The 26,927-nt window shown below is 70.7% G+C and carries 26 protein-coding genes; 18 read left to right on the top strand and 8 right to left on the bottom strand.

Annotated elements, in window-relative coordinates:
* Nucleotides 1–119 precede the first annotated feature (119 nt).
* Both ACFWHT_RS04185 and ACFWHT_RS04180 read left to right on the top strand, forming a co-directional pair.
* On the top strand, nucleotides 120–1,541 hold the full coding sequence (locus tag ACFWHT_RS04185; RefSeq protein WP_378825746.1) for an amidase: 1,422 nt from the start codon (nucleotides 120–122) through the stop codon (nucleotides 1,539–1,541).
* A gap of 4 nt (nucleotides 1,542–1,545) precedes the next feature.
* Entirely contained in the window at nucleotides 1,546–2,196 is a 651-nt protein-coding gene (locus ACFWHT_RS04180) for an HAD-IA family hydrolase (protein WP_378825745.1), read from the top strand.
* A gap of 34 nt (nucleotides 2,197–2,230) precedes the next feature.
* Here the strand turns inward: ACFWHT_RS04180 and ACFWHT_RS04175 are convergent, their stop codons facing one another.
* Nucleotides 2,231–2,668 carry an Lrp/AsnC family transcriptional regulator gene (locus tag ACFWHT_RS04175; protein WP_378825744.1) on the bottom strand — a complete coding sequence of 146 codons (438 nt, stop codon included), beginning with the start codon at nucleotides 2,666–2,668 and terminating at the stop codon, nucleotides 2,231–2,233.
* A 151-nt stretch (nucleotides 2,669–2,819) separates the two neighbouring features.
* On the opposite strand from ACFWHT_RS04175, the gene pdhA reads away from it, so the two are divergent.
* The 8 genes from pdhA (at nucleotide 2,820) to paaI (ending at nucleotide 11,731) form a co-directional block, all read left to right on the top strand.
* Complete coding sequence (gene pdhA, locus ACFWHT_RS04170; RefSeq protein ID WP_378825743.1) at nucleotides 2,820–3,923, top strand: pyruvate dehydrogenase (acetyl-transferring) E1 component subunit alpha; 1,104 nt, start codon at nucleotides 2,820–2,822, stop codon at nucleotides 3,921–3,923.
* Nucleotides 3,920–4,963: an alpha-ketoacid dehydrogenase subunit beta gene (locus ACFWHT_RS04165; RefSeq protein ID WP_378825741.1), complete on the top strand. Its 1,044-nt coding sequence runs from the start codon at nucleotides 3,920–3,922 to the stop codon at nucleotides 4,961–4,963. Before pdhA ends, ACFWHT_RS04165 begins: the two co-directional genes overlap by 4 nt.
* Nucleotides 4,960–6,378, top strand: coding sequence for a dihydrolipoamide acetyltransferase family protein (locus ACFWHT_RS04160; RefSeq protein WP_378825740.1), 1,419 nt, complete (start codon nucleotides 4,960–4,962; stop codon nucleotides 6,376–6,378). Before ACFWHT_RS04165 ends, ACFWHT_RS04160 begins: the two co-directional genes overlap by 4 nt.
* 102 nt (nucleotides 6,379–6,480) lie before the next feature.
* Complete coding sequence (locus ACFWHT_RS04155; RefSeq protein WP_378825739.1) at nucleotides 6,481–7,671, top strand: thiolase family protein; 1,191 nt, start codon at nucleotides 6,481–6,483, stop codon at nucleotides 7,669–7,671.
* Nucleotides 7,664–8,428, top strand: coding sequence for an enoyl-CoA hydratase/isomerase family protein (locus ACFWHT_RS04150; RefSeq protein WP_378825737.1), 765 nt, complete (start codon nucleotides 7,664–7,666; stop codon nucleotides 8,426–8,428). Before ACFWHT_RS04155 ends, ACFWHT_RS04150 begins: the two co-directional genes overlap by 8 nt.
* Entirely contained in the window at nucleotides 8,425–9,279 is an 855-nt protein-coding gene (locus tag ACFWHT_RS04145; protein ID WP_378825736.1) for a 3-hydroxyacyl-CoA dehydrogenase family protein, read from the top strand. Before ACFWHT_RS04150 ends, ACFWHT_RS04145 begins: the two co-directional genes overlap by 4 nt.
* The gene (paaZ, locus tag ACFWHT_RS04140) at nucleotides 9,276–11,345 is read left to right on the top strand and encodes a phenylacetic acid degradation bifunctional protein PaaZ (protein ID WP_378825735.1); all 2,070 of its coding nucleotides are present in this window, start codon (nucleotides 9,276–9,278) and stop codon (nucleotides 11,343–11,345) included. The genes ACFWHT_RS04145 and paaZ overlap by 4 nt, the downstream gene beginning before the upstream one ends.
* Nucleotides 11,342–11,731: a hydroxyphenylacetyl-CoA thioesterase PaaI gene (paaI, locus tag ACFWHT_RS04135; protein WP_378825734.1), complete on the top strand. Its 390-nt coding sequence runs from the start codon at nucleotides 11,342–11,344 to the stop codon at nucleotides 11,729–11,731. Before paaZ ends, paaI begins: the two co-directional genes overlap by 4 nt.
* A gap of 36 nt (nucleotides 11,732–11,767) precedes the next feature.
* On the opposite strand, the gene ACFWHT_RS04130 is transcribed toward paaI, so the two are convergent.
* The gene (locus tag ACFWHT_RS04130; RefSeq protein ID WP_378825732.1) at nucleotides 11,768–13,891 is read right to left on the bottom strand and encodes a RecQ family ATP-dependent DNA helicase; all 2,124 of its coding nucleotides are present in this window, start codon (nucleotides 13,889–13,891) and stop codon (nucleotides 11,768–11,770) included.
* 297 nt (nucleotides 13,892–14,188) lie between these two features.
* Between ACFWHT_RS04130 and ACFWHT_RS04125 the strand changes: the two genes are divergently transcribed.
* From ACFWHT_RS04125 to ACFWHT_RS04110, 4 genes are all read left to right on the top strand, one after another.
* Nucleotides 14,189–14,764, top strand: a complete 576-nt coding sequence (locus ACFWHT_RS04125) for a multiprotein-bridging factor 1 family protein (protein ID WP_378825730.1) — start codon at nucleotides 14,189–14,191, stop codon at nucleotides 14,762–14,764.
* A gap of 63 nt (nucleotides 14,765–14,827) precedes the next feature.
* On the top strand, nucleotides 14,828–15,289 hold the full coding sequence (locus ACFWHT_RS04120; protein WP_378825729.1) for a hypothetical protein: 462 nt from the start codon (nucleotides 14,828–14,830) through the stop codon (nucleotides 15,287–15,289).
* A gap of 309 nt (nucleotides 15,290–15,598) precedes the next feature.
* Nucleotides 15,599–16,366 (top strand): alpha/beta hydrolase, encoded by a 768-nt coding sequence (locus ACFWHT_RS04115; protein WP_378825727.1) that lies wholly within the window; start codon nucleotides 15,599–15,601, stop codon nucleotides 16,364–16,366.
* 76 nt (nucleotides 16,367–16,442) lie between these two features.
* Complete coding sequence (locus ACFWHT_RS04110) at nucleotides 16,443–16,703, top strand: hypothetical protein (protein WP_378825725.1); 261 nt, start codon at nucleotides 16,443–16,445, stop codon at nucleotides 16,701–16,703.
* A gap of 228 nt (nucleotides 16,704–16,931) precedes the next feature.
* Here the strand turns inward: ACFWHT_RS04110 and dhaL (ACFWHT_RS04105) are convergent, their stop codons facing one another.
* The 6 genes from dhaL (ACFWHT_RS04105) to dhaK all read right to left on the bottom strand — a co-directional run bounded on the left by dhaL (ACFWHT_RS04105) (nucleotide 16,932) and on the right by dhaK (nucleotide 23,804).
* Entirely contained in the window at nucleotides 16,932–17,597 is a 666-nt protein-coding gene (gene dhaL / locus ACFWHT_RS04105) for a dihydroxyacetone kinase subunit DhaL (RefSeq protein WP_378825723.1), read from the bottom strand.
* A 26-nt stretch (nucleotides 17,598–17,623) separates the two neighbouring features.
* On the bottom strand, nucleotides 17,624–18,631 hold the full coding sequence (locus ACFWHT_RS04100; RefSeq protein WP_378825721.1) for a dihydroxyacetone kinase subunit DhaK: 1,008 nt from the start codon (nucleotides 18,629–18,631) through the stop codon (nucleotides 17,624–17,626).
* Between the two features lie 36 nt (nucleotides 18,632–18,667).
* Complete coding sequence (locus tag ACFWHT_RS04095; RefSeq protein WP_378825719.1) at nucleotides 18,668–19,420, bottom strand: MIP/aquaporin family protein; 753 nt, start codon at nucleotides 19,418–19,420, stop codon at nucleotides 18,668–18,670.
* A gap of 231 nt (nucleotides 19,421–19,651) precedes the next feature.
* Nucleotides 19,652–22,120, bottom strand: coding sequence for a phosphoenolpyruvate--protein phosphotransferase (gene ptsP / locus ACFWHT_RS04090; RefSeq protein ID WP_378825717.1), 2,469 nt, complete (start codon nucleotides 22,118–22,120; stop codon nucleotides 19,652–19,654).
* Nucleotides 22,117–22,764, bottom strand: coding sequence for a dihydroxyacetone kinase subunit DhaL (gene dhaL, locus ACFWHT_RS04085; RefSeq protein WP_378825716.1), 648 nt, complete (start codon nucleotides 22,762–22,764; stop codon nucleotides 22,117–22,119). The genes ptsP and dhaL (ACFWHT_RS04085) overlap by 4 nt, the downstream gene beginning before the upstream one ends.
* Before the next feature lie 47 nt (nucleotides 22,765–22,811).
* On the bottom strand, nucleotides 22,812–23,804 hold the full coding sequence (gene dhaK, locus ACFWHT_RS04080) for a dihydroxyacetone kinase subunit DhaK (protein ID WP_378825714.1): 993 nt from the start codon (nucleotides 23,802–23,804) through the stop codon (nucleotides 22,812–22,814).
* Nucleotides 23,805–23,947: 143 nt separating this feature from the next.
* Here dhaK and ACFWHT_RS04075 point away from each other — a divergent pair, with 143 nt between their 5' ends.
* From ACFWHT_RS04075 to paaC, 4 genes are all read left to right on the top strand, one after another.
* Complete coding sequence (locus ACFWHT_RS04075; protein WP_378825712.1) at nucleotides 23,948–24,715, top strand: IclR family transcriptional regulator; 768 nt, start codon at nucleotides 23,948–23,950, stop codon at nucleotides 24,713–24,715.
* Nucleotides 24,716–24,813: 98 nt separating this feature from the next.
* The gene (paaA, locus tag ACFWHT_RS04070) at nucleotides 24,814–25,788 is read left to right on the top strand and encodes a 1,2-phenylacetyl-CoA epoxidase subunit PaaA (RefSeq protein ID WP_378825710.1); all 975 of its coding nucleotides are present in this window, start codon (nucleotides 24,814–24,816) and stop codon (nucleotides 25,786–25,788) included.
* Nucleotides 25,788–26,093, top strand: a complete 306-nt coding sequence (gene paaB, locus ACFWHT_RS04065; RefSeq protein WP_378825709.1) for a 1,2-phenylacetyl-CoA epoxidase subunit PaaB — start codon at nucleotides 25,788–25,790, stop codon at nucleotides 26,091–26,093. Before paaA ends, paaB begins: the two co-directional genes overlap by 1 nt.
* Complete coding sequence (gene paaC, locus ACFWHT_RS04060; protein ID WP_378825707.1) at nucleotides 26,090–26,926, top strand: 1,2-phenylacetyl-CoA epoxidase subunit PaaC; 837 nt, start codon at nucleotides 26,090–26,092, stop codon at nucleotides 26,924–26,926. Before paaB ends, paaC begins: the two co-directional genes overlap by 4 nt.
* Nucleotide 26,927 lies beyond the last annotated feature (1 nt).

The following is a 26,927-nucleotide window of genomic DNA, read 5'->3' as shown; positions in this document are numbered from 1 at the left end:
CGCCCACTTCCAGCGTAGGCGGCCCGCACCTCGCACCGTGTCGACCCGGGCGGCAAAGAATCGCCGATGCCCACGCGCCGTTAAGAATCCCGATCTTCTCGGCGCCCTAAGCTCGCCTCATGGCCCAGCTGCACGACCTGACCGCGATCGAGCAGCTGTCGGCGCTGCGCCACGGCGAGATCTCCCCCGTCGAGCTCGTGGCGCACTACCTCGGGCGGATCGCCCGCCTGGACGGCGAGCTCGGCGCCTTCGTCGAGGTCACCGGAGACGCTGCCGTCGAGCGGGCGGAGGCTCTCTCGCGCACCGAGCCGCTCGGGGCGCTGTGGGGCCTGCCGTTCGCCGACAAGGATCTCGTCGCGCGTGCCGGTGTGCCCACCCGGTTCGGATCGCGCCTGCACAGCGACTTCGTCCCGGACACTACGGCCGACCAGGCCGCCGTGCTCGACGAGGCCGGCGGGATCAGCCTCGGCAAGACCAGCACGCCCGAGTTCGGCCTGACCGGATACACCGAGACCCTCATCGGTCCGCCGGCCAGGGACCCGTGGGATCCGCGCAACGGCGCCGGCGGATCCAGCGGCGGCGCCGCATCCGCCGTGGCCGCGGGGCTCCTGCCCCTGGCACCGGGGTCCGACGGGGGCGGATCGATCCGCATCCCGGCGGCCACGGTCGGACTGGTGGGCATCAAGCCCTCCCGCGGCAGGGTGCCCTTCGCATCCGGTCTGGACGGCCCGGGCGGACTCGCCGTGGCCGGGCCGATCGCCCGCACCGTCCCGGATGCCGCGCTCCTGCTCGACGTGCAGGCGGGCGGTCGCCCGCACGCCTTCGCCACGCGCGCACCGCACTCGGGGCCGTTCCTCGACGCGGCGACCGTGCCGGGGGCATCCGCCCGTGTCGGGATGACTGTCGTCTCGCCCTGGGACGACGCGGAGGACATCCGGCTCGATCCCGACGCCGCCCGCGCGGTCGAGATCGCCGCGGCGCTGCTGCAGGATGCCGGGCACGGCGTCGACGCGTTCGCATGGCGCCCGCGCGGCTACCCGGAGATGTTCACGACCCTCTGGCGGATGAGTGCGGCTCGCATGGCGCTGACCGACGCGCAGCTGGAGCTCGTCGAGCCGGTGACCGCCTGGCTGGCGAGAGAGGGGCGCGCGCTCAGCGGCGCGGACGTGCTGGAGACGCTCGGCGGGGCATCCGTCTTCGAGCGGGAGACGATCGCGGCCTTCGCACCCTTCGACGCGGTGCTGACGCCGGCCCTCGCCCTCTCCCCGCGACCGGTGGGATGGTTCGACCGCGAGGATGCCGCGCGCAGCTTCGCACAGCAGGTGCAGTACGCGCCGTACAGCAGCTTCGTCAACGTCGCGGGACTTCCCGCCATCGTGCTCCCGGTCACCGCCGACGCCTCCGGCCACCCGGTGAGCGTGCAGTTGATCGGTCGTCCCGGCGGCGAGGCGGCGATCATCTCCCTGGCCGCGCAGCTCGAGAGACGGCGCGGGCCGATGGGGCATCCGGGAATCTGGGATCGGGACGCCCGGCTACCCTGAGAGCATGACTGCGACGATCCGCGCCCGTGCCGTTCTGCTCGACATGGACGGGACGCTCGTGGACTCCACCGCCGTGGTCGAGAAGCTGTGGCTGGAGTGGGCGAAGCCGCACGGCATCGATCCGGAGCGCGTGCTCAGCGTGGTTCACGGCAGGCAGGGCCACGAGAGCATGGCGATCCTCCTGCCCGAGCGCGACCCTGCGATCAACCTGATCGAGAACGATGAACTGCTCGCGCGTGAGAGCGCGGATGTCGAGGGCGTGGTCGAGATTCCCGGCGCCGGTGTCTTCCTGCGTGCTCTCGAGGGCGCACCCCACGCCATCGTCACCTCGGCGAACGTCGAGCTGATGACCGCCCGCATGCGCGCGTCCGGGCTCGTCGTGCCCTCGATCGCGATCACGGCCGAGAGCGTGAAGGCGTCGAAGCCGCACCCGGAGGGGTTCCTGCTGGGCGCCGAGTCGCTCGGGATCGCCGCCGAGGACTGCGTGGTCTTCGAGGACTCCGGGGCCGGAGTGCAGGCCGGGATCGCCGCCGGGATGCGCGTGGTCGGCGTCGGCGCGCACGCGGCGACGCACGGCGCCACCTATGCCGTGCCCGATCTCACCGGGGTGAGCGTGCGCGTGGACGACGCGGGCATCGAGATCGTCCTTCCCTGAGCAGTCCTGCTCCTCACCCCATCGGGCGGACGGGTCACGTCCGGCTGAAGTCCTCGAAGATCAGGGTGGTGCGCGTCGAGCGGATCGACGGAATCGCCTGGATGTCCTCCAGCACGATGCGCCGCAGATCGCGCGCGTCGTCGGCGCGCACGAGCAGGATCACGTCGAAATCACCGCCGACGAGAGCGATGTGCTCCACCTCGCGGATCGCGCGCAGCCGCGCCTGCACCTCCTGCCACGTGGCCTGCTCGATCGCGAGCATGACGTAGGCCGACGCGTGATGGCCCAGCTGCACGGGGTCGGTGCGCACCGTGTAACCCGTGATGACGCCCGCATCGGTGAGTCGCTTGATGCGGGCGTGCGCGCCGGCGCGCGAGATGTGCACCGCGTCGGCGATCGCGGTCATCGAGATGCGCGCGTCGCGTCGCAGCTCGTCGAGGATCGCGCGATCCGTGGCATCCATCGTCGCCATCCGGCCTCCTTCGTTCCGTCAGCGCGTGCTGACACATCGTTCATGTTGCAGCCAGCCTAATCGCAATCGTTCACACTTCTCCCCTGCCGGTTGGACGACTGCTCATCACGGACGAGACTGGGCGAACACTTTCGGCAAGGAGGGCGAACCGATGCAGCACGAAGACCTGCTCCCCCGCGACACCCCGGTGACGCTCATCGACGAGAACGGGGCGGTCGTCGCCGACGAGCAGTACGCGCTGCCTTCGTCTGATGTGCTGCTGCGCGCGTATCAGGGCCTCGTCGAGGGTCGGCGCATCAACGACCAGGCCTACGCGCTGGTACGCCAGGGTCGGCTGGCCGTGTACCCCTCCTCGCACGGCCAGGAGGCGTGCCAGGTCGGAGCATCGCTCGTGCTCGGTGAGCGCGACTGGCTGTTCCCGACGTACCGCGACTCGGTCGCCGTCATCGCGCGCGGCGTCGCTCCGGCCGATGCCATGGTGCTGCTGAAGGGCGACTGGCATTCCGGGTACGACCCCGCTCAGCACCGGGTCGCCCCGCAGGCCACCCCGCTCGCCACGCAGCTGCTGCACGCCGTCGGCTTCGCGCAGGCCGCGAAGCACCGCGGCGAGGACACCGTCGTGGTGGCACTGTGCGGCGATGGCGCGACCAGCGAAGGCGACTTCCACGAGGCGCTGAACTTCGCCGCCGTCTTCCATGTGCCCGTCGTCTTCTTCGTGCAGAACAACGAATTCGCGATCTCCGTGCCGCTCTCCCGCCAGACCGCCGCGCCGTCGTTGGCGCACAAGGCCATCGGCTACGGCATCCCCGGGCAGCGAGTGGACGGCAACGACGTCGCGGCCGTGCTGGCGGTGCTCGGCGAGGCCGTCGACCGTGCGCGCGCGGGCGGAGGGCCCACGCTGGTCGAGGCGCACACCTACCGCATGCAGGCGCACACCAACGCCGACGATGACACCCGCTACCGCGAGCGCGACGAGGTGAAGGCCTGGATCGCACGCGACCCGCTCACCCGCATCCGCGCACACCTGACGACGCAGGGCCTGCTCGACGACGCGACCGAGCAGCGGCTGGCCACCGGGGCGGAGCAGATCGCCGCGGCGCTGCGCGACGCCCTGAACACCGATTCGGACCTCGACCCCGAAGACCTGTTCCGCTTCGTCACCGCCGAGCGCTCACCTCAGCTCGAGGAGCAGTGGCGACTGCTGCACGGCGAGCTCGAACGCGCATCCCTCACCGAGGCCGGAGGCCACCGATGACCATCGCACACGACGAGACGCGCATCGACGCACCGCAGCACGTGGTCGGCACCATGACCATGGCGGCGGCGCTCAACCGAGCCCTCGCGGACGCCATCGCCGAAGACCCGGCCGTCGTCGTCTTCGGCGAGGACGTGGGCGCCCTTGGCGGCGTGTTCCGGATCACCGACGGTCTGGCCGAGCGCTTCGGCGAGGAGCGATGCTTCGACACCCCGCTCGCGGAGTCGGGCATCATGGGCACTGCGGTGGGCATGGCGATGAACGGCATGCGGCCCGTCGTCGAGATGCAGTTCGACGCGTTCGCCCTGCCCGCCTTCGAGCAGGTCGTGAGCCACGTCGCGAAGATGGCGAACCGCACACGCGGCGCCGTGCGGATGCCGTTGGTCATCCGCATCCCCTTCGGCGGCGGCATCGGCGGAGTGGAGCACCACTGCGACTCGTCCGAGGCGTATTACGCGCACACCCCCGGCCTGACGGTGGTCGCGCCGTCGACGCCGCAGGACGCGTACTCGATGCTGCGCGCCGCGATCGCCTCGCCCGATCCCGTGGTCTTCCTGGAGCCGAAGAAGCTCTACTGGTCCAAGGGCGAGGTGGACACCTCGATCACGGTCGATCCCGGCACCGCGCGCATCGCTCGCGAGGGCTCGGACGTGACCGTGCTCGCCTACGCGGCCATGGTGCCGGTCGCTCTGGAGGCGGCTGAGATCGCCGCGGCAGAGGGACGAAGCGTGCAGGTCATCGACGTGCGCAGTCTGTCGCCGTTCGACGACGCCACCGTCACCGCCGCCGTGCGCGGTACCGGTCGCGCCGTGGTGGTCGCCGAGGCGCCGGGGTACGTGAGCGTGGCCGGAGAGATCCAGGCGCGTGTCTTCGAGCGCTGCTTCGAGTACCTCGAGGCGCCGGTGCGCCGGGTCACCGGCTTCGACACCCCCTTCGCTCCCCCCAAGCTCGAGCACTGGTATCTGCCGGACGCCGATCGCATCCTGGACGCGATCGACTCCCTGCACTGGGAGGACGACACCGAGGGGACGACACGATGACGACGACCACCGCACGGGTCTTCCGCCTCCCCGATCTCGGCGAGGGGCTCACCGAGGCCGGCCTCGTCCAGTGGCTCGTGAGGGTGGGCGACAGCATCGTCACCGACCAGGCGATCGCCGAGGTCGAGACGGCGAAGAGCGTCGTCGAGCTGCCTTCGCCGTTCGCCGGGGTCATCACGGCGCTGCACGGCGAACCCGGCGACACGATCGACGTGGGCGCGCCGGTGCTCGAAGTGGCCGGCGGCGACCCCACGGGACCCGAAAGACCGGATGCCGCGAAAGCGGATGCCGACGCGGATGCCACGGAGAAGGAGGCCTATCGCGCCGAGGAGCGCGCCGGCTCGGGCTCCGGCAACGTGCTGATCGGCTACGGCACAATCGAGCGTGCCGGCACCGGTCGCCGCCGCGCCCGCGCGCTCCCGAAGCACACCCCTGCCTCTGCTCCCGAGGCGTCGAGTGCTGTCGATGAGGGAGTCGTGAGAACGGAGAGCCGCCCCACTGTCGCAGTGCGATCGCCGCTGGTACGGCGGTTGGCGCGTGACCTGGGCGTCGATGTGCGCTCGCTCACCGGCACCGGTGCAGACGGGGCGATCACGCGCGCCGACGTGCTGCGGGCAGCCGTCGACACCGCGGTGGACGGGATCACCGTACCGGCCCCCGCCTCGGCACCCGACCGGCCCGCAGCATCCACCGCCGGCGACGGGAGCGTCCTGGACGGGCTCGCCGTCCGCTCCCGCGAGCGGATGGGTCCGCTGCGCAAAGCGGTCAGCGCGAAGCTCTCGCGCAGCCGGGCCGAGATCCCGGAGGCGACGGTCTGGGTCGACGTCGACGCGACCCGCCTGTGGGAGCTGCGCGCCCAGATGGCGCCCGAGGGCGGAAAGGCTCCGTCGCTGACCGCGCTCGTAGCCCGATTCGCGCTCATCGCGCTGGAGGAGCACCCACTGCTGGCCTCGCGCCTGAGTGACGACGGCGGCGAGATCATCTCCTTCGAGGGCGTGAACCTCGGCGTCGCAGCCGACACCGAGCGCGGCCTCATGGTTCCCGTCGTCCCGCGCGCCCACGAGCTCACCGTGGAGCAGCTGGACGCCTCGCTGCGCGAGCTCGCCCAGACCGCGCGTTCCGGATCCATGCCGCCCGAGCGCCTGCGCGGTTCGACGTTCACGCTGAACAACTACGGCGGATTCGGTGTCGACGGCTCGGCGGCGATCATCAATCACCCCGATGTCGCGATCCTCGGCATCGGGCGCATGATCGAGCGCCCGTGGGTCGTGGAGGGAGCCATCGTGGCGCGGCGCATCGCGCAGCTCTCGCTCGTCTTCGACCACCGCGTGTGCGACGGCGGCTACGCGGCAGGATTCCTGCGTCGCGTCGTGGATCTCATCGAGAATCCGATGCGCGCCTACGGCCGCATCTGAGCCCGGCGGACCGGCCGGTATTGCCAAGCTCCGGCCGATCTGTCATCGTATTACTGAACGATCGGTCTGCTATTGCGTCATAGCGCCCACGAAAGGATGACGATGTCCGAGGCCTACCTGGTGGATGGAGTCCGCACTCCCGTGGGACGCTACGGCGGTGCCCTCGCGAGCGTGCGACCGGACGATCTCGCCGCCCTCGTGGTCGGTGAGACCGTGTCGCGCTCGGGCGTGCCGCACGACGTGATCGACGAGATCATCCTGGGCGCTGCGAACCAGGCGGGCGAGGACAATCGCAACGTCGCGCGCATGGCCGTGCTGCTGGCGGGACTGCCCGACTCCGTCCCCGGAATCACCGTGAACCGGCTGTGCGCGTCCGGGATGTCGGCGATCGCGATGGCATCGCAGGCGATCCGCTCCGGAGACGCCGACGTCATCGTCGCGGGCGGAGTCGAGTCCATGACGCGAGCACCCTGGGTACAGGCCAAGCCCGAGCGGGCGTGGGCGAAACCGGGGTCCGCGTACGACACCTCGATCGGCTGGCGCTTCCCCAACCCGAAGCTGGTCGCCCGCGACAAGGCCACCTACTCGATGCCCGAGACGGCCGAGGAGGTCGCGCGCGTCGACGGCATCAGCCGGGAAGATGCGGATGCCTTCGCCCTGCGCAGCCACGAGCGCGCACTCGCAGCGATCGATGCCGGACGGCCGGCATCCGAGATCGTCGCCGTCGAGACGGCCCGCGGCATCGTCGACACCGACGAGGGCCCCCGGCGCGAGACATCCCTGGAGGTGCTGGCGAAGCTGCGGCCCGTCGTCGCCGGGGGCGAGGTCGTCACCGCCGGCAACTCCAGCTCCCTCAACGACGGCGCCTCGGCGATCGTCGTGGCGAGCGCCGATGCCGTGCAGCGGCACGGGCTGCGGGCCCGGGCACGGATCGTGGCCTCTGCAAGCGCGGGTGTCGCGCCCGAGGTCATGGGCCTCGGCCCCGTGTCCGCGACGGAGAAGGCGCTGCGCAAGGCGGACCTGACCGTCGCCGACCTCGGCGCTGTGGAGCTCAACGAGGCGTTCGCGACGCAGTCGCTGGCGTGCATCCGCCGCCTGGGGCTCGACCCCGAGATCGTGAACGCCGACGGCGGAGCGATCGCGCTCGGACATCCCCTCGGCTCCAGCGGCTCCCGGCTGGTCGTGACCCTGCTGCGTCGCCTGGAGCAGACCGGCGCACGGTACGGCCTGGCCACGATGTGCGTCGGGGTCGGTCAGGGCACGGCGATGATCGTGGAGCGGCTCGATGCCTGATGCGCTGCTGATCGAACGCCGCGACGACCGCGTCGTGGCGACCCTCAACCGCCCCGCGGTGCGCAACGCGATCGATCAGGGGATGATCGACGAGCTGCATGCGCTGTGCGAGGAGCTGGAATCCGAGCCCCGCATCCTCATCCTGATCGGGGCCGACGGCGTGTTCGCGTCGGGCGCGGACATCGGCCAACTGCGCGACCGCACGGCCGAGGACGCCCGTCGCGGCATCAACTCGACCGCCTTCCGGCGCGTGCGCGCTCTGCCGATGCCGGTGATCGCCGCCGTCGACGGCTACGCCCTGGGCGGCGGAGCCGAGCTGGCCTACGCCGCCGACATCCGCATCGCCACCCCGCGCGTGCGGTTCGGCAATCCCGAGACCGGTCTCGGCATCATCGCCGCCGCCGGCGCCACCTGGCGGCTGCCGGAGATCGTCGGGCACGCTCGCGCCGGCGAGCTGCTGCTCACCGGCCGCATCGTCGACGCCGACGAGGCGCTGAGCTGGGGACTGGTCACGTCCCTGCACGAACCGGATGACCTGCTCGCGGCCGCGCACCGCCTGGCGGATCGCATCGCGGCGAACGGCGCCAGGGCCACCGAACTGACCAAGCGGGCGCTGCTCGCGCCGGCGGACCAGCACCCGGCCATCGAGCTCGAGGTGCAGGCCGAGCTGTTCGACAGCGCCGAGAAGCACCGCCGGATGACGGCGTTCCTCGAGCGCCGCACGCACCGAGACGATGTGAGAAAGACGAACCCATGACTGTTCCTGGAACCGTGGGCGTGCTCGGCGGAGGGCGCATGGGCGCCGGCATCGCGCACGCCTTCCTGCTCGCCGGAGCGCGGGTGCGGCTCGTGGAGCGCGACCCGCAGGCGGCCGATGCCGCTCGCGAACGCGTGCTCGCGAGCATCGCGGCCTCGGTCCGGCGCGGCGACCTCTCCGACGCCGACCCGGTCACCGCCTCGCTCGCCGTGAGCACGGAGCTCGCGGACTTCTCCGCCGCCGGGCTCGTGGTCGAGGCTGTGCCCGAGGACCGCGAGCTGAAAGCCGGGGCCCTGGCCCGCATCGAGGAGGTCGTCGGCGCCGATGCGGTGCTGGCCACCAACACCTCGTCGATCTCGATCGACGCTCTCGCGGCCACGCTCTCGCGCCCCGACCGCTTCGCGGGGCTGCACTTCTTCAACCCCGTGCCCGCATCGAAGCTCGTCGAGATCGTCGTGGGCGAGCACACCGGCCAGGACGTGGTCACATCCGCGCGCGAGTGGGTGTCGACGCTGCGCAAGACCCCGGTGGTGGTGCGCGACTCCCCGGGCTTCGCTTCGAGTCGCCTGGGTGTGATGCTCGCGCTGGAGGCGATCCGGATGCTCGAGGAGAACGTCGCCGACGCCGCCGACATCGACGCGGCGATGGAACTGGGCTACCGGCATCCGATGGGGCCGCTGCGCACGACCGACGTCGTCGGGCTGGACGTGCGCCTGGGCATCGCCGAGGAGCTCGCGCGCGAACTGGGGCCGCGGTTCGAACCGCCCGCCCTCTTGCGGCGGATGGTCGCCGAGGGAAAGCTGGGCCGCAAGAGCGGCGAGGGATTCTACGTGTGGAACGAGGAACGATGACCGAGTACCTGCCGAGCTACGTCCGGGGCGAGTGGTGGACGCCCTCCGCGGATGCGAAGGGCGTCGATGTGCGCGACGCGTCCACCGGCGAGGTGATCACCCGCGTGTCGACGGAGGGACTGGATCTCCCAGCAGCCCTCGACCATGCCCGCACGGTCGGCCATGCGAGCCTGGCCGCCCTCACCTTCCATCAGCGGGCGGTGCTGCTGAAGAAGTTCGCCCTCGCCCTGACCGAGCGCAAGGACGAGCTGTACGCGCTGTCGGCGCGCACGGGCGCCACGAAGGTCGACTCCTGGGTCGACATCGACGGCGGCATCGGCGTGCTGTTCTCGTACTCGGGCAAGGGACGACGCGAACTGCCCAACAGCCGGGTCCACGTCGACGGGCCCGTCGAGCCGCTGTCGAAGGACGGGAGCTTCCTCGGCCGGCACGTGTACACGACCCTGCCCGGTGTAGCCGTGCAGATCAACGCGTTCAACTTCCCCGTCTGGGGCTCTCTGGAGAAGTTCGCCCCGGCGTTCCTCGCCGGTATGCCCACGCTGGTCAAGCCCGCCACGCCCACCGGCTACCTCGCCGAGGCGATGGTGCGCATCCTCGTCGATTCCGGTCTTCTGCCCGACGGGTCGCTGCAGCTGGTCAGCGGCAGCGTGCCCACCCTGTTCGACGAGCTGCGGCTGGGTGATCTGGTCGGGTTCACCGGCAGCGCGTCGACCGCCGAGAGCCTGCGCCGCCACCCCGCCGTGCAGACCGGCGGGGTCCGCTTCACCGGCGAGACCGACTCGATCAACGCTTCGGTCCTCGGCACCGACGCCGTCGCCGGCACGCCCGAGTTCGACGCGTACGTCCGCCAGCTCGTCACGGAGATGACCACCAAGGCCGGGCAGAAGTGCACCGCGATCCGCCGGGCGATCGTCCCGGCCGCGTCGGCGGATGCCGTGATCGACGCCGTGCGTGCGCGTATCGCCGACAAGACGGTGCTCGGCGATCCTCGCGCGGAGGGCGTGACGATGGGGCCGCTGGCGTCGACCGCGCAGCGCGACGAGGTGCTGCGTCAGGTGCGCGCGCTGCAGGACGCGGGCGGGCAGGTCGTCGTCGGGTCCACCGATGCGCCTCAGGTGCGTCTCGCCGACGGCACCACCGGCGAAGCGGCCGACGGCGCCTTCGTCTCGCCGGTGCTGCTGCGCTTCGACGACCCGCAGACGGATGCCGTGCACGACGTCGAGGCGTTCGGCCCGGTCTCGTCGCTGCTCACCTACGAGACGACGGCCGACGCCGCGGCGCTCGTCAACCGCGGCGGCGGCTCGCTGGTGACCAGCATCGCCACCCACGACCCGGTGCAGGCCGTGGAGCTGGCCGGTCGCATCGCGCCCTACAACGGGCGGATGCTGCTGCTCGACCGCGACGACGCGCGCTCCTCGACCGGCCACGGATCGCCCCTGCCGAACCTCGTGCACGGCGGCCCGGGCCGCGCCGGAGGCGGCGAGGAGCTCGGCGGCATTCGGGCGGTGCTGCACCACATGCAGCGCACGGCGGTGCAGGGCTCGCCCGAGATGCTCACCGCCCTGACCGGCGTGTGGCACGCGGGTGCCGCTGCGCGCGTCGGCGACCGGCATCCGTTCCGCAAGTCGCTGGCCGAGTTGCGTATCGGCGACCAGATCGTCTCGGGCTCGCGCGAGGTGACGCTGGAGGACATCGAGACGTTCGCGCAGTTCACCGGCGACACCTTCTACGCCCACATGGACGAGGAGTCGGCGGCTGCCAACCCGTTCTTCCCCGGACGCGTGGCGCACGGCTACCTGCTGGTGTCGTGGGCGGCGGGGCTGTTCGTCGACCCGGAGCCGGGTCCCGTGCTGGCCAACTACGGTCTCGAGAACCTGCGCTTCATCACACCGGTCTCCCCGGGCGACAGCATCCGCGTGGAGCTGACCGCCAAGCAGATCACGCCGCGCGAGACCGACGAGTACGGGGAGGTGCGCTGGGACGCGGTGATCCGCAACCAGGACGACGAGACCGTCGCCACCTACGACGTGCTCACTCTGGTGGACAAGGAGCCGGCTGCGGCATGAGGGAGATGATGCGGCGCGACCGGGCGTCCGAGATGCTCGGACTGGTCGTCGAGCTCGACGAGCCCGGTCGCGCCGTCGTCTCGATGGTCGTGCGCGACGACATGCTCAACGGTTTCGCGATCACGCACGGCGGCCTGGTGTTCGCGCTGGCCGACACGGCCTTCGCCATCGCCTGCAACGAGGACGAGCGCGTCACGGTCGCGGGCGGCGCCGACATCACGTTCCTGAAGTCGACCGTCGCAGGCCAGACGCTGACGGCGACCGCGCTGAGGCGGGTCGTGAGCGGGCGCAACGGCCTGTACGACGTGACGGTGACCGATGAGACCGGTGATGTCGTCGCCGAATTCCGCGGCCGCTCCCTCACCACGAACCGGATGGTCGCCTGACGACCTGCACGGAGACGGCGGGGCGAGCGGCTCCGGTCAGCCGCGCAAGGCCAGCACGAACGGCAGCACCGCGTCTGCACCTGCCTGCCGCAGCGCCCGGGCGGCGACGGTGAGGGTCCAGCGGCTGTCGGCGAGGTCGTCGACGAGCAGCACGGGTCCGCCCGGGATCTCGAGTCCCTCGGCGGTGAACCGATCCCACAGCCCCGCCACCCGGAATGCGCTGTTGCCGCCGGGCCCGCCGCTCGGCCCGCCGTTCGCGAAGCCGAGCGTGCCGACGAACGGCAGCCTCCCGATCCCGGCGATCCCCTGCGCCAGTGAGTCGACGAGCTGCGGGCGCGAGCGCGAAGGCATCCCGACGACGGCGACCGGCCGCTCGTCCCATCCCCAGCCGGCGAGGACGCGCACGCAGGCGCCCAGCACCTGCGGTGAGACGGGAGCATCCGCCGCTCCGGCGGCGAAGAGCTCGCGGAGCACGCCTCCCCAGCCGAGATCCGTCAGCCGTGCCAGCGCCCGTCCCTCGGACGCCTGCTCTGCCGGAGCGATGCGCCCGCGAACGGGGACTCCGAGCCGGTCGGCAGCCGTGGGCCACTGCCGGCGCGGGTCGATCGGCACGCCCACGCGGTCGAGGGCGGCCGATGCGGTGTCCGTCGCGCCCGACGCGATGTCCTGCGGATACCAGACGCCCGCGCAGTTGTCGCATCGGCCGCACGGGGCGGCCGTGGCGTCGTCGAGCGAACGCTGCAGGAACTCCATCCGGCATCCGCCGGTCTGCTGGTAGTCGATCATGTGCTGCTGCTCGGCGCGGCGCTCGGCGGCGATGCGCTCGTAGCGCTCCGCGTCGTACGTCCAGGCGGCGCCGGTCGCGACCCAGCCGCCCTGCACGCGCCTGACGGCGCCGTCTACGTCGAGCACCTTGAGCAGAAGCTCGAGGGGCGTGCGGCGGATGTCGACCATCGCCTCCAGCGCCGGTGTCGAGATCGGTTCGTCGCCGAGGGCCGCGATGACCCGCTCTGCGCGCTCCTGGTCGGGCATGGATGCGGTGGCGAAGTAGTGCCAGATGTCGCGGTCCTCGACGCCCGGGAGCAGCAGCACGTCGGCGCTCTCGCTCGCGCGCCCGGCACGCCCCACCTGCTGGTAGTACGCGACCGGCGACGACGGCGCGCCCAGGTGCAGCACGAACCCGAGGTCGGGCTTGTCGAATCCCATGCCGAGAGCGCTGGTCGCGATGAGCGCCTTGACCTCGTTGCGTTTGAGCATGCCTTCGGACTCCTCGCGCTCCTCGGCATCCGTCTGACCCGTGTAGGCACGCACGTCGTGCCCGTGCTCGCGCAGCAGTCGCGCGGTGTCGACGGCGGCCGCGACCGTGAGCGTGTAGATGATGCCCGAGCCGGGAAGGTCGTCGAGGTGGCTGAGCAGCCAGGCCAGCCGGCTGGCCGAGTTCGGCAGCTGCAGCACACCGAGCCGGAGGGATGCCCGCGCCAGCGGCCCGCGGATCGTCAGCACCTCGGTCCGAGCATCGTTCGGACCGGAGCCGTCGGTGCCCAGCTGCTCGGCGACGTCGCCCACGACCCGGCTGTTCGCGGTGGCCGTGGTGGCGAGCACCGGTACGCCGGCGGGCATCTGCGAGATCAGATCGCGCAGACGGCGGTAATCGGGACGGAAGTCGTGGCCCCAGTCGCTGATGCAGTGTGCCTCGTCGACCACGAGCATGCCGATGCGCCGAACAAGCTCGGGCAGCCGCTGCTCGCGGAAGGCGGGGTTGTTCAGGCGCTCCGGTGAGACCAGCAGCACGTCCACCTCGTCGCGATCGAGCTGCGCGAGCACGTCGTCCCACTCGTGCGCGTTGGTGGAGTTGATCGCGACGGCGCGCACGCCGGCGCGCTCGGCCGCGGCGATCTGGTCGCGCATGAGCGCCAGCAGCGGAGACACGAGCACGGTCGGTCCGGCGCCCTGCCGTCGCAGCAGCAGGGTCGCGACGAAGTACACCGCCGATTTTCCCCAACCGGTGCGCTGAACGACCAGGGCGCGGCGCCGCCGCTCCACGAGCGCCTCGATGGCCTCGTACTGACCCTCGTGGAACTGCGCGTCGGAACGGCCGACCAGATCGCGCAGCGCTCCGAGGGCGGCGTCACGGGTGGCGTCCGACGTCATGGATGTCATCCCTCCACTCTGCCCCAGGTCTCCGACACGCCGGCGTCTCGATCAGGATGCGCTCACTGCCGGCGACGCGATCGAGGCCGACGTTCCGGCGCGATAAGGCTTCAGCAGGATCTCGTACTACTGCTCGCAGCATGTGTCACCCCAGCGCGTCACTTGCGGAACCGAGCCTGCCGACCAGTTGTCGACAATGAGATTGCGGACGCCGCCCGCCGGTCTCACCGGACTCGAGACTGCACGCGCGCCGCGAGACCCGAGTACAATATGGCTCTCAGAACATTTTTGGAGGGGGGTGATGACATGACCAACGCATCGGCGCTTGTGCGCGCCGCGCGAAAGAGCCGTGGCCTTACCCAAAAGGATCTCGCCCAACGAACCAAGGTCGATCAGGGGCGGGTTTCACGACTTGAAGGTGGTCGCGAGGCTGAGTTCAGCACCATTGAACGATTCCTCGGCAGCGCCGGTCATCGCCTGTACTCCGCACCCACGCGGCGGGATGACGCGGCGACCATCGCGGCAGGGATCCGCAGGAATCTGCGTGGGGGCGACAAATACAGTGCTCTTCGTGAGCTCATCCAACTAAGCGACAACCTCACCGCCGAGCATGGCCTCGTGCGCGGCATCCTCGGCCTCGCTGAGCCGGAACCGACCGGCGACCGCGCCTGGGATGCGGCTCTTGCCGCTCTTGTCGATCTTCGCCTCAGCGAGGAAGGGCTCCCCACCCCCGCATGGGTTGACGCCCCGAGCCGACGGCTCAGGGTGCCTCGCACTCTCGACGTCGATCCTGCCGACCCGATCCCGGCGCCAGGAGATGTGCCCGTCGAGTTTCTCAAGCGTGGCGTCCTCTTCTGGCGGGATACGCTGGCGAGCGTCTGATGGGTGATGCGCTGGATCGCGATGACATCATCTCCGGCCTCCGCGACCTCATAGGTGAACTTCATGCAGCCGGTGAAATCGCTGGCATACGCCTGGTCGGCGGTGCTGCGCTTCGTCATCAGGTACTTCGACCGACGTACCACTGGTGACCTCGACTCCCTCCACATTCAGCCGGGTAGTGACGACGCTGTCCTCGCCGCTGCTTCGCGCGTGGGGGATCGACGCGGGTGGAGTGCTGGCTGGTTCAACTTCGCGGTGGAGCATGCGGACTCGGTGCCCGTGTTCGGGCGCCGGGCCGTCGAGTGGGAGACGATCTACGACCGCGACGGTGTCGTCATCCAAGTTGCCTCCAAAGAAGCGCTTCTCGCCATGAAACTTCGCGCCAACCGTCCGGGACGCGACGTGAACGATATTCGCCAGCTCCTCGCCCTCTGCGGTATCACCACACTGGAGGACGCCGAGGAGCACTACGAGGACTTCTATCCGGGTGACGGTCTCACCGATCGTGCGATCGGCAACCTTTGACGCCGAACCGAAAACCTGTGCCCCGTCGGCGGTCTGACGGACGTTAGCGACGACGCCTCCGACAGCAGCATCGAACCCTGCCGCAAACGATCGTTTCCGGAGTGTCTCGCAGGCGCGGCCAGCACGGCGGCCCACTTCCTCTGCGGCGTTGAAGCCGCGTTTGTTAGCCTCTCTGGAAGACCGTGCAAGACAACAGAGGAGGTGATACCCGTGAACGAATCAACATGGGTGCTCCTCGAAGGAGTCTCGGTCGGGCGATAGGTCGTCCGGGAGCGCCGCTGATCAGCAGCACTCTCGAAAGGCACGGCCATGCATTTCACTTCCGAACAGCGCCTCGACGACATCCTCGTCGAACGCGAATTCAGTCTCGGCGACGTCTCCGGTGTCCTGTGGACGCCGGCGTCCGCTTCGCCGTCCGCACCCGCTCCACTCATCCTGATGGGCCAGCCCGGCGGATTCAGCATCCAGAGGATGCTTCCCCGTCTGCGGGCGCGAGCCCGAGCCTCTGCCGAGCAGGGGTTGGCAGCCGTAGCGATCGAGCAGCCCGGTGCGGGTGATCGCCTCGCGTTGCCGGGCGCCGCAGAGGCCCGCGAAGACCTCCGTCGAGCTATCGCAGCCGGCGACCGACCACGAGAGGACGTCATCGACCGCTTGATCCTCCCTCTCGTCGAGAGGGCGGTTCCAGAGTGGCAGACCACGCTCGACAACGTGCTGGCACTTCCCGAGATCGGTGACCGGGCCGCTCTTTCCGGCGGCGTGATCGCGATCGGCACGCGACTCGCAGCCATCGAGCCACGCGTCGTTGCCGCTGGTCTGTTCGCGGGGAGCTACGTGCCCCGCGAGACCATGGACGACGCACGCCGGGTCACGATCCCTCTTCACGTCCTCCTGCAGTGGGACGACGAGGGCAACGACCGGCAGATGGCGTTGGACTTGTTCGATGCCTTCGCCTCGAACGAGAAGACGCTCTACGCCAACATGGGCGGCCACACCGGTGTTCCCCGGTTCGCAGGCGAAGACGCTGCCCGATTCTTCACACGGCATCTGCTCCCGGTCCTGGAAGGAGCCTCGCGATGAGCAAGCGCAAACTCGTCGTGCGGTCCTCACCTCCATCGACGGCTACTACGAGGGGCCAGGGAAAGACCTCAGCGAGATGCCGTTCGAGGACGCGTTCAACACGCACAACCTCCAGCTGCTCCGGCAAGCCGACTCTCTCATCTACGGAAGCACATGGTTCGCGGACAACTGGAACCACTGGTCAGCGATAGCGGCCGATGACACCCAGGCCGACCGTGAAAGGGAAATCGCGAGCCGCGTCCTGTCGATGGAGGCAGTCATCGTCAGTGACTCGATGTCGATCAACCCCGACGATCCGTATCGAGTGCTCGAACGCTGCCTGACTCTCAGCTCGTAGAACTGAGGTACAGCACTCACCCGAGCTCCACGGAGTGATATCGCACGTGGAATAGCGTGCATCGCTGCGTTCGTCTGTGCTCGGCCATCGGTCGATCAACGACGCGATGATCCAGCTCTCCTACTTCGTTCCGCACGCGGCGAGCGAAGGCCGCTTGGGTGCGCGGAACCGGCGCGCCGACCCCGCTCTCCGGATGAACGGGGATCGGCGCTCCGACGGGATGCCCGGTCAGTGCACGAGCTCTCCCAGTGGCGTCCACTCGATCCGCGCGCCGACCGCATCGGCTCCCGCCTCGAAGAACAGGGCGATCGTGACGGCGCCCGGATCGAGCACGCCGCGGGAGAGCTCTCCGACGTAGCTGGCGCGGCCCTTGGCTGCGACCAGATCGGCTGTGGACTCCGCTCCGGCGCGGGCCGCCTCGGCCGTCGCGACGAGCGCGTCGCGCACCGAGCACCCGGTCGCGGCAGCGGCGGACAGCGCACGGGCCGCGGGCTCCAGGGCATCCACCATCGTGTTGTCCCCCACCTTCGCGCCACCGAGCCTGCGCACGGTGGCGAGTCCCTCGGCGATCCCCGCGGCGAGCTCGGACAGGGAAGCCTCGTCCACGCCCGCGCGCGAGATCTCGCGGAACCACATGCCGAACAGCGGCCCGCTGGTGCCGCCGGTGGCCATGAAGCCCCGTGACGCGGCGGCGAAGACACTCCGATGGGTCGCCTCCACCGCGGCGGGCAGCGCCGCCGACGCGCGTTGCAGTGCTGAGGCGATGTTGACCCCGAAGTCGCCGTCGCCGGCGAGTCGATCGAGGTCGGTGAGGCGCTCCTGGGCGCGCGCGAATCGCGCCTCGAACTCGCTGATCCACTCGAGCGCGATGCGCCCGTCGATGTTCTCGGTCATGGGTCGTGTTCTCCTTCGTCTTCTGTTCACCAGGTCAGGGCGGGCGTGCGCACCGGAGCATCCCAGTGCCCCACCAGCGCGTCGTCGGCGGCCGTGAGCGTCACCGAGAGCCCGTGCATGTCGAGCGAGGTCACGTACGATCCGACCAGCGAGCGCGCGACGGCGATCCCGCGCGCCGCGAGGACGCGGTGCACCTGCCGCGCGGCGATGCTCAGCTCGAGCGGGTAGGCCCCGCCGAGACCGTTGACGATCGCGATCACGGCGTCGCCCCGCACCAGCTCCAGGCTGTTCGCGAGCGGCGCGACGATCTGCTCCACCAGCTCGTCCACGGGCGCGAACGGGATCCTGCCCGTGCCGCGTTCGCCGTGGATGCCCACGCCGTACTCGACTTCGTCCGGTCCGAGCTCGAACGCGGCGCGCTGCTCGCCGGGGTGCGCACCGGCCCCCAGCGCCACGGCGAGGCTGCGCGAGCGCTGCACGACGTCGCGTCCGGCGGCGACGACGTCGCTCAACGCAGCGCCGCGTTCGGCGAGGGCGCCGCACACCTTCTCGACGGTGATGACGGCGGCTGTGCCGCGGCGGCCCGGTCCGTCGCCGTCGCTGTCGGAGGCGAGGTCGTCGTCGACGACGACCCGGTCGACGGAGATCCCGTCATCCTCGGCGAGCGAGGCGGCGATCTCGAAGTTGAGCACGTCGCCGGTGTAGTTCTTGATGATCTGCACGACCCCGGCACCGCTGTCGGCGAGTGCGGTGCCGGCCTGCACCTGCGCAGCCGTGGGGCTCGCGAAGACGGCACCGCAGACCGCGACGTCGAGCATTCCCGTGCCCACGAAGCCGGCGTGAAGCGGCTCGTGGCCCGAGCCCCCGCCGGAGACGAGGCCGACCTTGCCGGTGCTGCGCATCGAGCGCGAGATCAGGTTGTCCTCGGGATGCCAGTCGACGAGAGTCGGGTGCGTCTGCGCGAACCCCTCCAATGCTTCGTCGATGACCTGCTGCGGCCGGTTGATGAACTGGCGGCGCGTGATGGTGGGCATGATCCTCTTTCTGTGTCGTGCTGCGGGGCGGGATGCTCAGGCAGCGGGGCGGGTGTCGGCGACGAGAGCGGGCTCGATGCGGTCCGCACCGGTGCGGGCCAGCACGGTGAACAGTGCCGCCGCGGCGACGCCTGCGAGCGTTTCGGCGCTGATGTAGACCGGCCACTGCTCCCACGCGATGTCGCCGCCGAGGAGCCACTGCACGAGCATCGGGCCGGTCGTGCGAGCCGGGTTGATCGACGCGCCCGTCGCGGGTGCGACCGGGACGATCACCGCGAAGACGACGAAGCCGATGGCGACGCCGGCGAACCCGGGGACCGCACGACGGTGGATGACGCCGAACACCGCGAAGACGAGGATGAACGTGCCCACGAACTCGGCCGTGAACGCCTGCCACACCGGGATGTCGCCGTACGACGCGACACCGAGGCCCGACTCGCTCGCCCGCGGGCCGAGCACTCCCGCGATGGCGAACGCGCCGAGCGCGCCGCCGAGCACCTGTGCGATCACGTACGCGGGGACGTCCCGCCAGGGGAACTTCCCCGCCACGGCGAGGGCGACGGTCACGGCGGGGTTGATGTGGTTGCCCGAGATGGGGCCGAAGACGTACACCGTGACGATCACGATGGCGCCGAAGGCGAGGGCGATGAAGCCGATGTCGGCACTGCCGAAGGGGGCCTCGCCGCGCAACAGCGCGAGCGCGGGGACCGAGCCGACCCCGACGAAGACGAGGAAGGCGGTGCCGAGAAGCTCTGCTCCGAGCTTCTGCCAGGCGGTGGATTCGTCCATGAGCGGTGTTCTCCTTTGAACAGGGATGACGGGATGTACGCGTCGGAATGCACATCGTTCATTTCGATGCTCATTCGTCAATGTCGAATATGCATCGAAACGTCGGGCCTGTCAAGAGCGTCTGTCGACCCGCATCCCAGGGGACGGTCGTCGCCGTCGAAGCACGCGGGCGCGCCGAAGCGCCGGGCGGGTCGCCCGGCGCTTCGGCGTCACGTATCGGCTCGTGCGGGTTCAGTCCGCCCGGCGCAGCACCGCCCCTGCCAGCGCACGCGCCTCGTCCGCCGTCGCCGCGTTCCGTGCCGCTTCGGCCGCGCGCCGGCAGTCGTCCGCCCCGACGCGGCGCAACGACTGCGCGACGCGTCCGAGACTGCGCGACGACATGGACAGACTCGTCGCCCCGAGCCCCACGAGGACCGGCGCGAGCGCAGCATCGCCTGCGGCCTCGCCGCAGACGCCGACGGCGCGACCTGCTCGGCGTCCGCTGTCGCCGACGTGTGCGATCAGGCGCAGCACCGACGGCTGCCACGGGTCGCTGAGATCGCCCAGCTCGCCCAGCAGCCGATCGGCGGCGAGTGTGTACTGGGTGAGGTCGTTCGTCCCGATGCTCACGAAGTCGACGATCTGGAACAGCTCGTCGGCCATCAGTGCCGCCGCAGGAGTCTCGATCATGACTCCCACACGATCCGCCCCGGCCGCACGGGCACGGGCGGCGAACGCGCTGGCCTCGTCGACGGTGGACACCATCGGCGCCATCACCTCCACGACCGCGGACTCGGCCGCTGCTGCGGCGACGAGCGCCCGGAGCTGGCCCTCGAGCAGGGTCGGATCGGCGCGAGACGTGCGGATTCCGCGCACACCCAGCGCGGGGTTCTCCTCGTCGCCGGAACGGATGAACGGCAGGGGCTTGTCGCTGCCGGCATCCAGGGTGCGCACCACGATGCGACGGCCGGCGAAGGGCGAGAGGACGCCCCGGTACGCCTGCACCTGCTCGGCCTCCCCCGGCGGATCCGTGCGGCCGAGAAAGCCGAACTCCGTGCGGAAGAGCCCCACGCCCTCGGCGTGCGCGCCGGCCGCCGCACGGGCATCCGCTGCGCCGCCGACGTTCGCCAGCAGCGGGACGGCGGTGCCGTCGGCCAAGCGCCCGGCCCCGTCGAACACGACCGCTTCCGTCGGCTCGGTCGCCGCTGCGATCCGGGATGCCGAGGGCTCCACCTCGACCGTCCCGAGATCGCCGTCGACGAGCACCATGGTTCCCGGAGGGATCCGCCCGGCCGCCGCCACGCCGACGACGGCCGGCAGGCCCAGGGCGCGGGAGATGATCGCAGTGTGCGAAGTGGGCCCGCCGCGCTCGGTGACGAGTGCGACGCACCGACCGCCTTCCAGAGCAGCCGTGTCCGCGGGTGCCAGGTCGTCAGCGACGAGCACGAACGGCTCGTCGCGCTCCGGCACGCCCGGCATCTCCAGCCCGAGCAGTTCGGCGATGATGCGATCGCGCACGTCGCGCACGTCGATCGCCCGTTCCGCAGCCCGCCCGCCCAAGGCGAGGAGGCTGCGCTCGCTCTGCGCCATGGCCTCCCACACGGCCCGCGCGGCCGTGCATCCCGTCGCCCGCACGGCCGCCGCCGCGTCCGCGATGATCTCCGGATCGGCGGCGATGAGCCGAGCCGCATCGAGGATCTCCCGCGCCTCTCCCGAGCCGGCCGCGGCGCGCACCCGGAACCGTTCGGCCACCGCGTCGGCCGCCGAGCCGATCGCCTCGGCCTGGCGGTCGCGCTCTCGATCGTCCAGGAGCGCTCCCGGCTCGGGTTCGGGAACCCCGGCGACCGGACGGACGACCACAGCTGCGGCGGTGCCCGCACTCACGCCCCTCCCGTGCAGCACGGTGCCGGCTGCCGGTGCGGGCATGTGCGCATCACCGGATGCCCCGACGCCCGGCGATGCGGCATCCGGCGCAGAGGCCCCCTCCGTGCCCTCTCCGAAGCCGTCCTCGAAGAGCGCGATCAGCCGATCGAGCGCTGCCGGTGCGGCCGGGCCCCAGCCGGTCAGCTCGAGGCGGTCGCCCTGACCGGCCCCGAGCGCCAGCAGACGGGACAGGCTCGAGGCCGGGGCGTCGGGGCCGTCCGGAAGCCGGCGCAGTCGCACCTCCGCGCCCGCCGACGACTCGGCGATCAGCGCCGCGGGCCTCGCGTGGATGCCCTGGGGATTGCGCACCCGGACCACTTGGGAGACTTCCGGCACGGCACGCGCGGATCGCCCGTCGGGGGCCGGCGTCTCCGCCGGCGCATCCCCGAGCTGCTGATGTTTCGGATCGAGCGCTCGCGATGCCTCGTCCGCGACCGTCTCGAGAGTCGCGCCGGCCGCAGCCGAGACCGCGGCCGCCAGCATCCCCTCGACGAACGGCGCCGCGGCCAGACGCACCGGAACGTCGCTCGCGCGCAGCTCGAGGGCGAGTTCGGCGCTCAGCACGGCCGAGCCGAGGTCCATCAGCACGAGCACGCCCTCGCACTCCACCGCGAGCTCGTCGACGGCGGCCGCGACGGCGACCGCGTCGGTGCCGAGGATCGGCGTGCCGGCGGCATCCTGGCCCGCCCCGGCCGCGACACGGATGGCCACGCGGTCGCCGCGCACCATCTGCAGGGCGAGCTCGAGCGCCGCCTCCCCCAGTCGCGCACTGTGGGAGACGGCGACGATCCCGATCATCGAGAGGCGTCCGCGATGGCGGCGGCGAGCGCGTCGAAGAGCAGGGCGGTCGAGGCCGCGCCCGGATCGAGGTGCCCGGCGCTGCGCTCTCCGAGGTAGCTCGAGCGACCCTTCCTGGCCACCAGCGGCACCGTGGCGTCGCGCCCTGTCCCGGCCGCCGTCGCCGCGGCCTCGGTCGCCTCGGCGATGCTCGCGCCGTCTGCCAGTGCGGCCTCGAGCGCGTCGACGGCGGGGGCCATCGAGTCGAACATCGTCTTGTCGCCCGGCTCGGCCTTGCCGCGGGCGACGACGCCGTCCAGCCCCGCGCGCAGCGCAGCCGCCAGCGCGGATGCGTCCAGCTGCGAGACGGCTCCCGCGGCCATGCCCATCCGCAGGAAGAAGGTGCCGTACAGCGGCCCGCTCGCACCACCGACCGAGCTGACCAGCGTCATCCCGACCGCTTTGAGGAGCTCGTCCGCCGTGGCGGCGCCACCCTCCTGCGCCTTCTCGGCGGCGGCCTGCATGCCGCCCGCCATGTTCGCGCCGTGATCGGCGTCTCCGACCGCCGAGTCGAGCTCGGTGAGCCACTCCTGCTTCTCGGCGATCACGTCGCGGAACCGGAGGATCCAGGCGGTGAGCACAGCGGTGTCGATGGTGGCAGTCATGTTCGTCCTTCTTCGTCGGTCCGTCGTCGTCCTCGCGCGGGCGCCGGTCAGGCGCTCCAACGCAGCGCCGGCGTGCTGACCGGCGCGTCCCACAGTCGCAGGATCTCGTCGTCGGCCTGCAGGAGCGTGACCGAGCAGCCCGCCATGTCCAGCGAGGTGATGTAGTCGCCGACCAGGTTGCGGGCGATGTGCACGCCCGCCTGCTCCAGGAGCGCGGCGACTTCGGCGTACATCAGATACAGCTCCATCTGAGGCGTGGCCCCCATGCCGTTGAGCATCACGATCGCCGGCCCGGCGAAGTCGAGGTCGGCGAGGATCGGCTCGACCAGCTGCCGGGCGATCTCCGAGGCGGGCGCCAGGGGCTCGCGGTGGCGGCCCGGCTCGCCGTGGATGCCGATCCCGACCTCCATCTGATCGTCGGGGAGATCGAAGGTGGGCTTGCCCGCGGCGGGCACGGTGCAGCTCGTGAGCGCCACGCCCATCGACCGGCCGCGGCTGTTCACCCGTTCGGCGAGCGCCACCACCGCGGGGAGGTCCTGCCCCTCCTCGGCCGCCGCGCCGACGATCTTCTCGAGCAGCACCGTCAGGCCGACGCCCCGGCGCCCCGCGGTGTAGAGGGAGTCCTGGACGGCGACATCGTCGTTCACGACGATCGTGCCGACGGCGATCCCCTCCATGGATGCGAGCTCCGCCGCCATCTCGAAGTTCAGCACGTCGCCGGTGTAGTTCTTCACGATGTGCAGCACGCCGGCGCCGCGGTCGACTGCCTTCGTGGCCGCCTGGATGCGATCGGGCGTCGGGGAGGTGAACACTTCTCCGGCCACGGCGGCGTCGAGCATCCCCGTCCCGACGAAACCGCCGTGCAGCGGCTCGTGCCCGGAACCGCCTCCGGAGACGAGCGCCACCCGGCCCGCGGGCTTGGGGGTCGCGCGGGTGATGACGTGCGTGTCCAGATCGACGGCGAGCCCGGGATGGGCGAGCGCGACACCCCGCAGGGATTCGACCAGCACGTCCTCGGGCCTGTTGATGAACTTCTTCATCGGGGATCTCCCTTGATCTCGATAAGCAATCAGAAAGCTTTTCGGTAATGTCGAATATCTACGCCGAGAGTCGTGGTTGTCAAGTACTATCGTGAGATCGACGCGGATGGACCGGACAGCCGCACACGGGCAGGAAGGCGCCAATGATCCAGGCCATCGATCGCGCGGCGAAGGTGCTCGATCTGCTGCAGGGCGCTCGCCGGCTGGGCATCAGCGACCTGGCCGCCGCGCTGGAGCTGCCGCCCTCGACGGTGCACGGCATCGTGAAGTCCTTGCGCGAGCACGGCCTGGTGGCGAAGGAGCGCGGGGGGCAGCGGTACACCCTGGGCCCCACGCTCCTGCGGCTCAGCAACGTCTACCTCGACAGTCTGGACGTGCGGGCGCGGGCGATGCGCTGGACGCAGGAACTCGCCCGCCGCACCGGGATGTCTGTGCGCCTGGGCGCACCGCACTTCACCGACGTCCTCGTGATCCATCACAACCTGCGCCCCGACGACAGTCAGCAGATGCTCGAGACGGGGGTCGCGATCCCCGCCCACGCGTCGGCGATGGGCAAGGTGCTGCTCGCGTACGACCTCGGGTTCCAGCGGAGCGTGTTCGCCTCGCCGCTGCGCAATCTCACCGGCGACACCATCACCGACGTCGCCCGCCTCACGCTCGATTTCCCCGCCATCGTCGAACGCGGCAGCGCGAGCGAGGTCGACGAGGCGGTCCTCGGCGAGTCCTCCCTCGCCGCCCCGGTCGCCGACGCGAGCAACGACATCGTCGCCACGGTCGCCGTGGTGATGCCCTCCACCCAGGCGCCCGCGGCGGACGCCGTCTCGGATGCCCTTCGCGAGACCGCCCGGAACATCTCGCGGGAACTCGGCGCCACCGCCTGGCCGCCGCGCGTCGCACCGATCGACGACTGACCCACCCGGAGTGCCCGGCACTTGCCCGGTCCGGACTTCCGTGCGACAATTACCTAACGATCGGTCAGTAAACCGGATGAGACGCCGAGGAGTCGAAGATGACCAGTCCTGCAGACCTTGCCGCGCTCGATGACGCCGACGCGCTCGCGCGCTTCGACGAGCTCGTCGCGAACGAGCAGCGCATCGAGCCGCGCGACTGGATGCCGGAGGCGTACCGCAAGACGCTGATCCGCCAGATCTCCCAGCACGCGCACTCCGAGATCATCGGCATGCAGCCGGAGGGCAACTGGATCACGCGCGCCCCGAGCCTGAAGCGCAAGGCGATCCTCATGGCGAAGGTGCAGGACGAGGCGGGTCACGGGCTCTACCTCTACTCCGCCGCGCAGACACTGGGCATCACGCGCGACACCATGATGCAGCAGCTCATCGACGGCAAGGCCAAGTACTCGTCGATCTTCAACTACCCCACCCCCACCTGGGCCGACATGGGCGCGATCGGATGGCTCGTGGACGGTGCGGCGATCTGCAACCAGGTGCCGCTGTGCCGCGCATCGTACGGGCCGTACGGCCGGGCGATGGTGCGGGTCTGCAAGGAGGAGTCGTTCCACCAGCGGCAGGGCTTCGAGATCCTGCTGACGCTCATGCAGGGCACCGAGGAGCAGCGCGAGATGGCGCAGGACGCCGTGAACCGCTGGTACTGGCCTGCGCTGGCGATGTTCGGGCCGCCGGATGACCAGTCCCCCAACTCCGCGCAGTCGATGAAGTGGAAGATCAAGCGCTTCTCGAACGACGAGCTCCGTCAGCGCTTCGTGGGCATGCTCGTGCCGCAGGCGGAGATCCTCGGCATCACCCTGCCCGATCCCGACCTGCGGTGGAACGACGAGACCGGCGCCTACGACATGGGCGAGATCGACTGGGACGAGTTCTTCGAGGTGCTGCGCGGCAACGGGCCGTGCAACGCCGAACGGCTCGAACGGCGCCGCACGGCGCACGAAGAGGGCGCCTGGGTCCGCGAGGCGGCGGCCGAGTACGCCCGCAAGCAGGCGCTCCGCACGGAAGGGAAGGTGGCGTGATGGCGACTCCTGGAGGATCCCCGGAGGAGACCTGGCCCCTGTGGGAGGTCTTCGTCCGCGCGAACCGGGGCCTGAACCACGTGCACGTCGGCTCGCTGCATGCACCCGATGCAGGCATGGCCGTGCGCAACGCCCGCGACCTGTACACCCGGCGCAGCGAGGGCGTCTCGATCTGGGTCGTGCCGGCGGATGCCATCACCACCAGCGACCCCGGTGACAAGGGCGCGTTCTTCGAGAGCCCCGCGGGCAAGAACTACCGGCACGCCGTGTACTACACGGCGTCGGAGGGGGTGCCTCACCTGTGAGCGCCGCGCACGTCGAGGAACACGGGCACGGCGACGTCTCCGTCGAAGAGCTTCAGCTGGCATCCGAGCTCTCCGGCGGCGAGGCGACGGCCGGTTCGGCCGACATCGCCGAATACGCGCTCTGGCTGGGCGACGACGCGTTGATCCTCTCCCAGCAGCTGGGCGAGTGGATCTCCCGTGCCCCGGAGCTCGAGGAGGACGTGGCGCTCGGCAACATCGCCCTCGACCTGCTCGGGCATGCGCGCTCGCTGCTGCGGTACGCCGGCTCCTGGGACGGGCGCAGCGAGGACGATCTCGCCTATTTCCGTGACGAGCCCGAATTCCGCAGCGCCTGGATCATGGAGCAGCCCAACGGCGATTTCGCGCAGACCATCGCCCGCCAGCTGATCGCCTCCACGTACATGTTCGAGCTGTACTCCGCGCTGCGCCGGTCAAGCGACGAGACGCTCGCCGCGATCGCGGAGAAGTCCCTCAAGGAGGTGGACTACCACCGCGACCACTCTGTGCAGTGGGTGCTGCGCCTGGCCGGCGGCACGGAGGAGTCCCGCCACCGCATGATCCGCGCACTGGGCGACGTGTGGCCGTACGTCGACGAGCTGTTCCGCGACGAGCCTCTGGTCGCCCGTCTCGGCGACGCCGCCGTGGCTCCTTCCTCACTGCGGCCCGGCTTCGACGCCGTGATCGGAACGGTGTTCGCCGAGGCGGAGCTCGAAGTCCCCGCTGTCGCCGCGTCGCGCGCAGGCGGCAGACGCGGTGAGCACGCGACACCACTGGGGCACCTGCTCGCCGAGATGCAGGTGCTCGCCCGCCGGCATCCGGGGGCGACGTGGTGAC

This window comes from Microbacterium sp. NPDC058342 (assembly GCF_042723935.1).
Taxonomy (GTDB): domain Bacteria; phylum Actinomycetota; class Actinomycetes; order Actinomycetales; family Microbacteriaceae; genus Microbacterium.
Note: the sequence above shows the minus strand (reverse complement) of the source record. Positions and strands in the feature narration are given on the sequence as shown.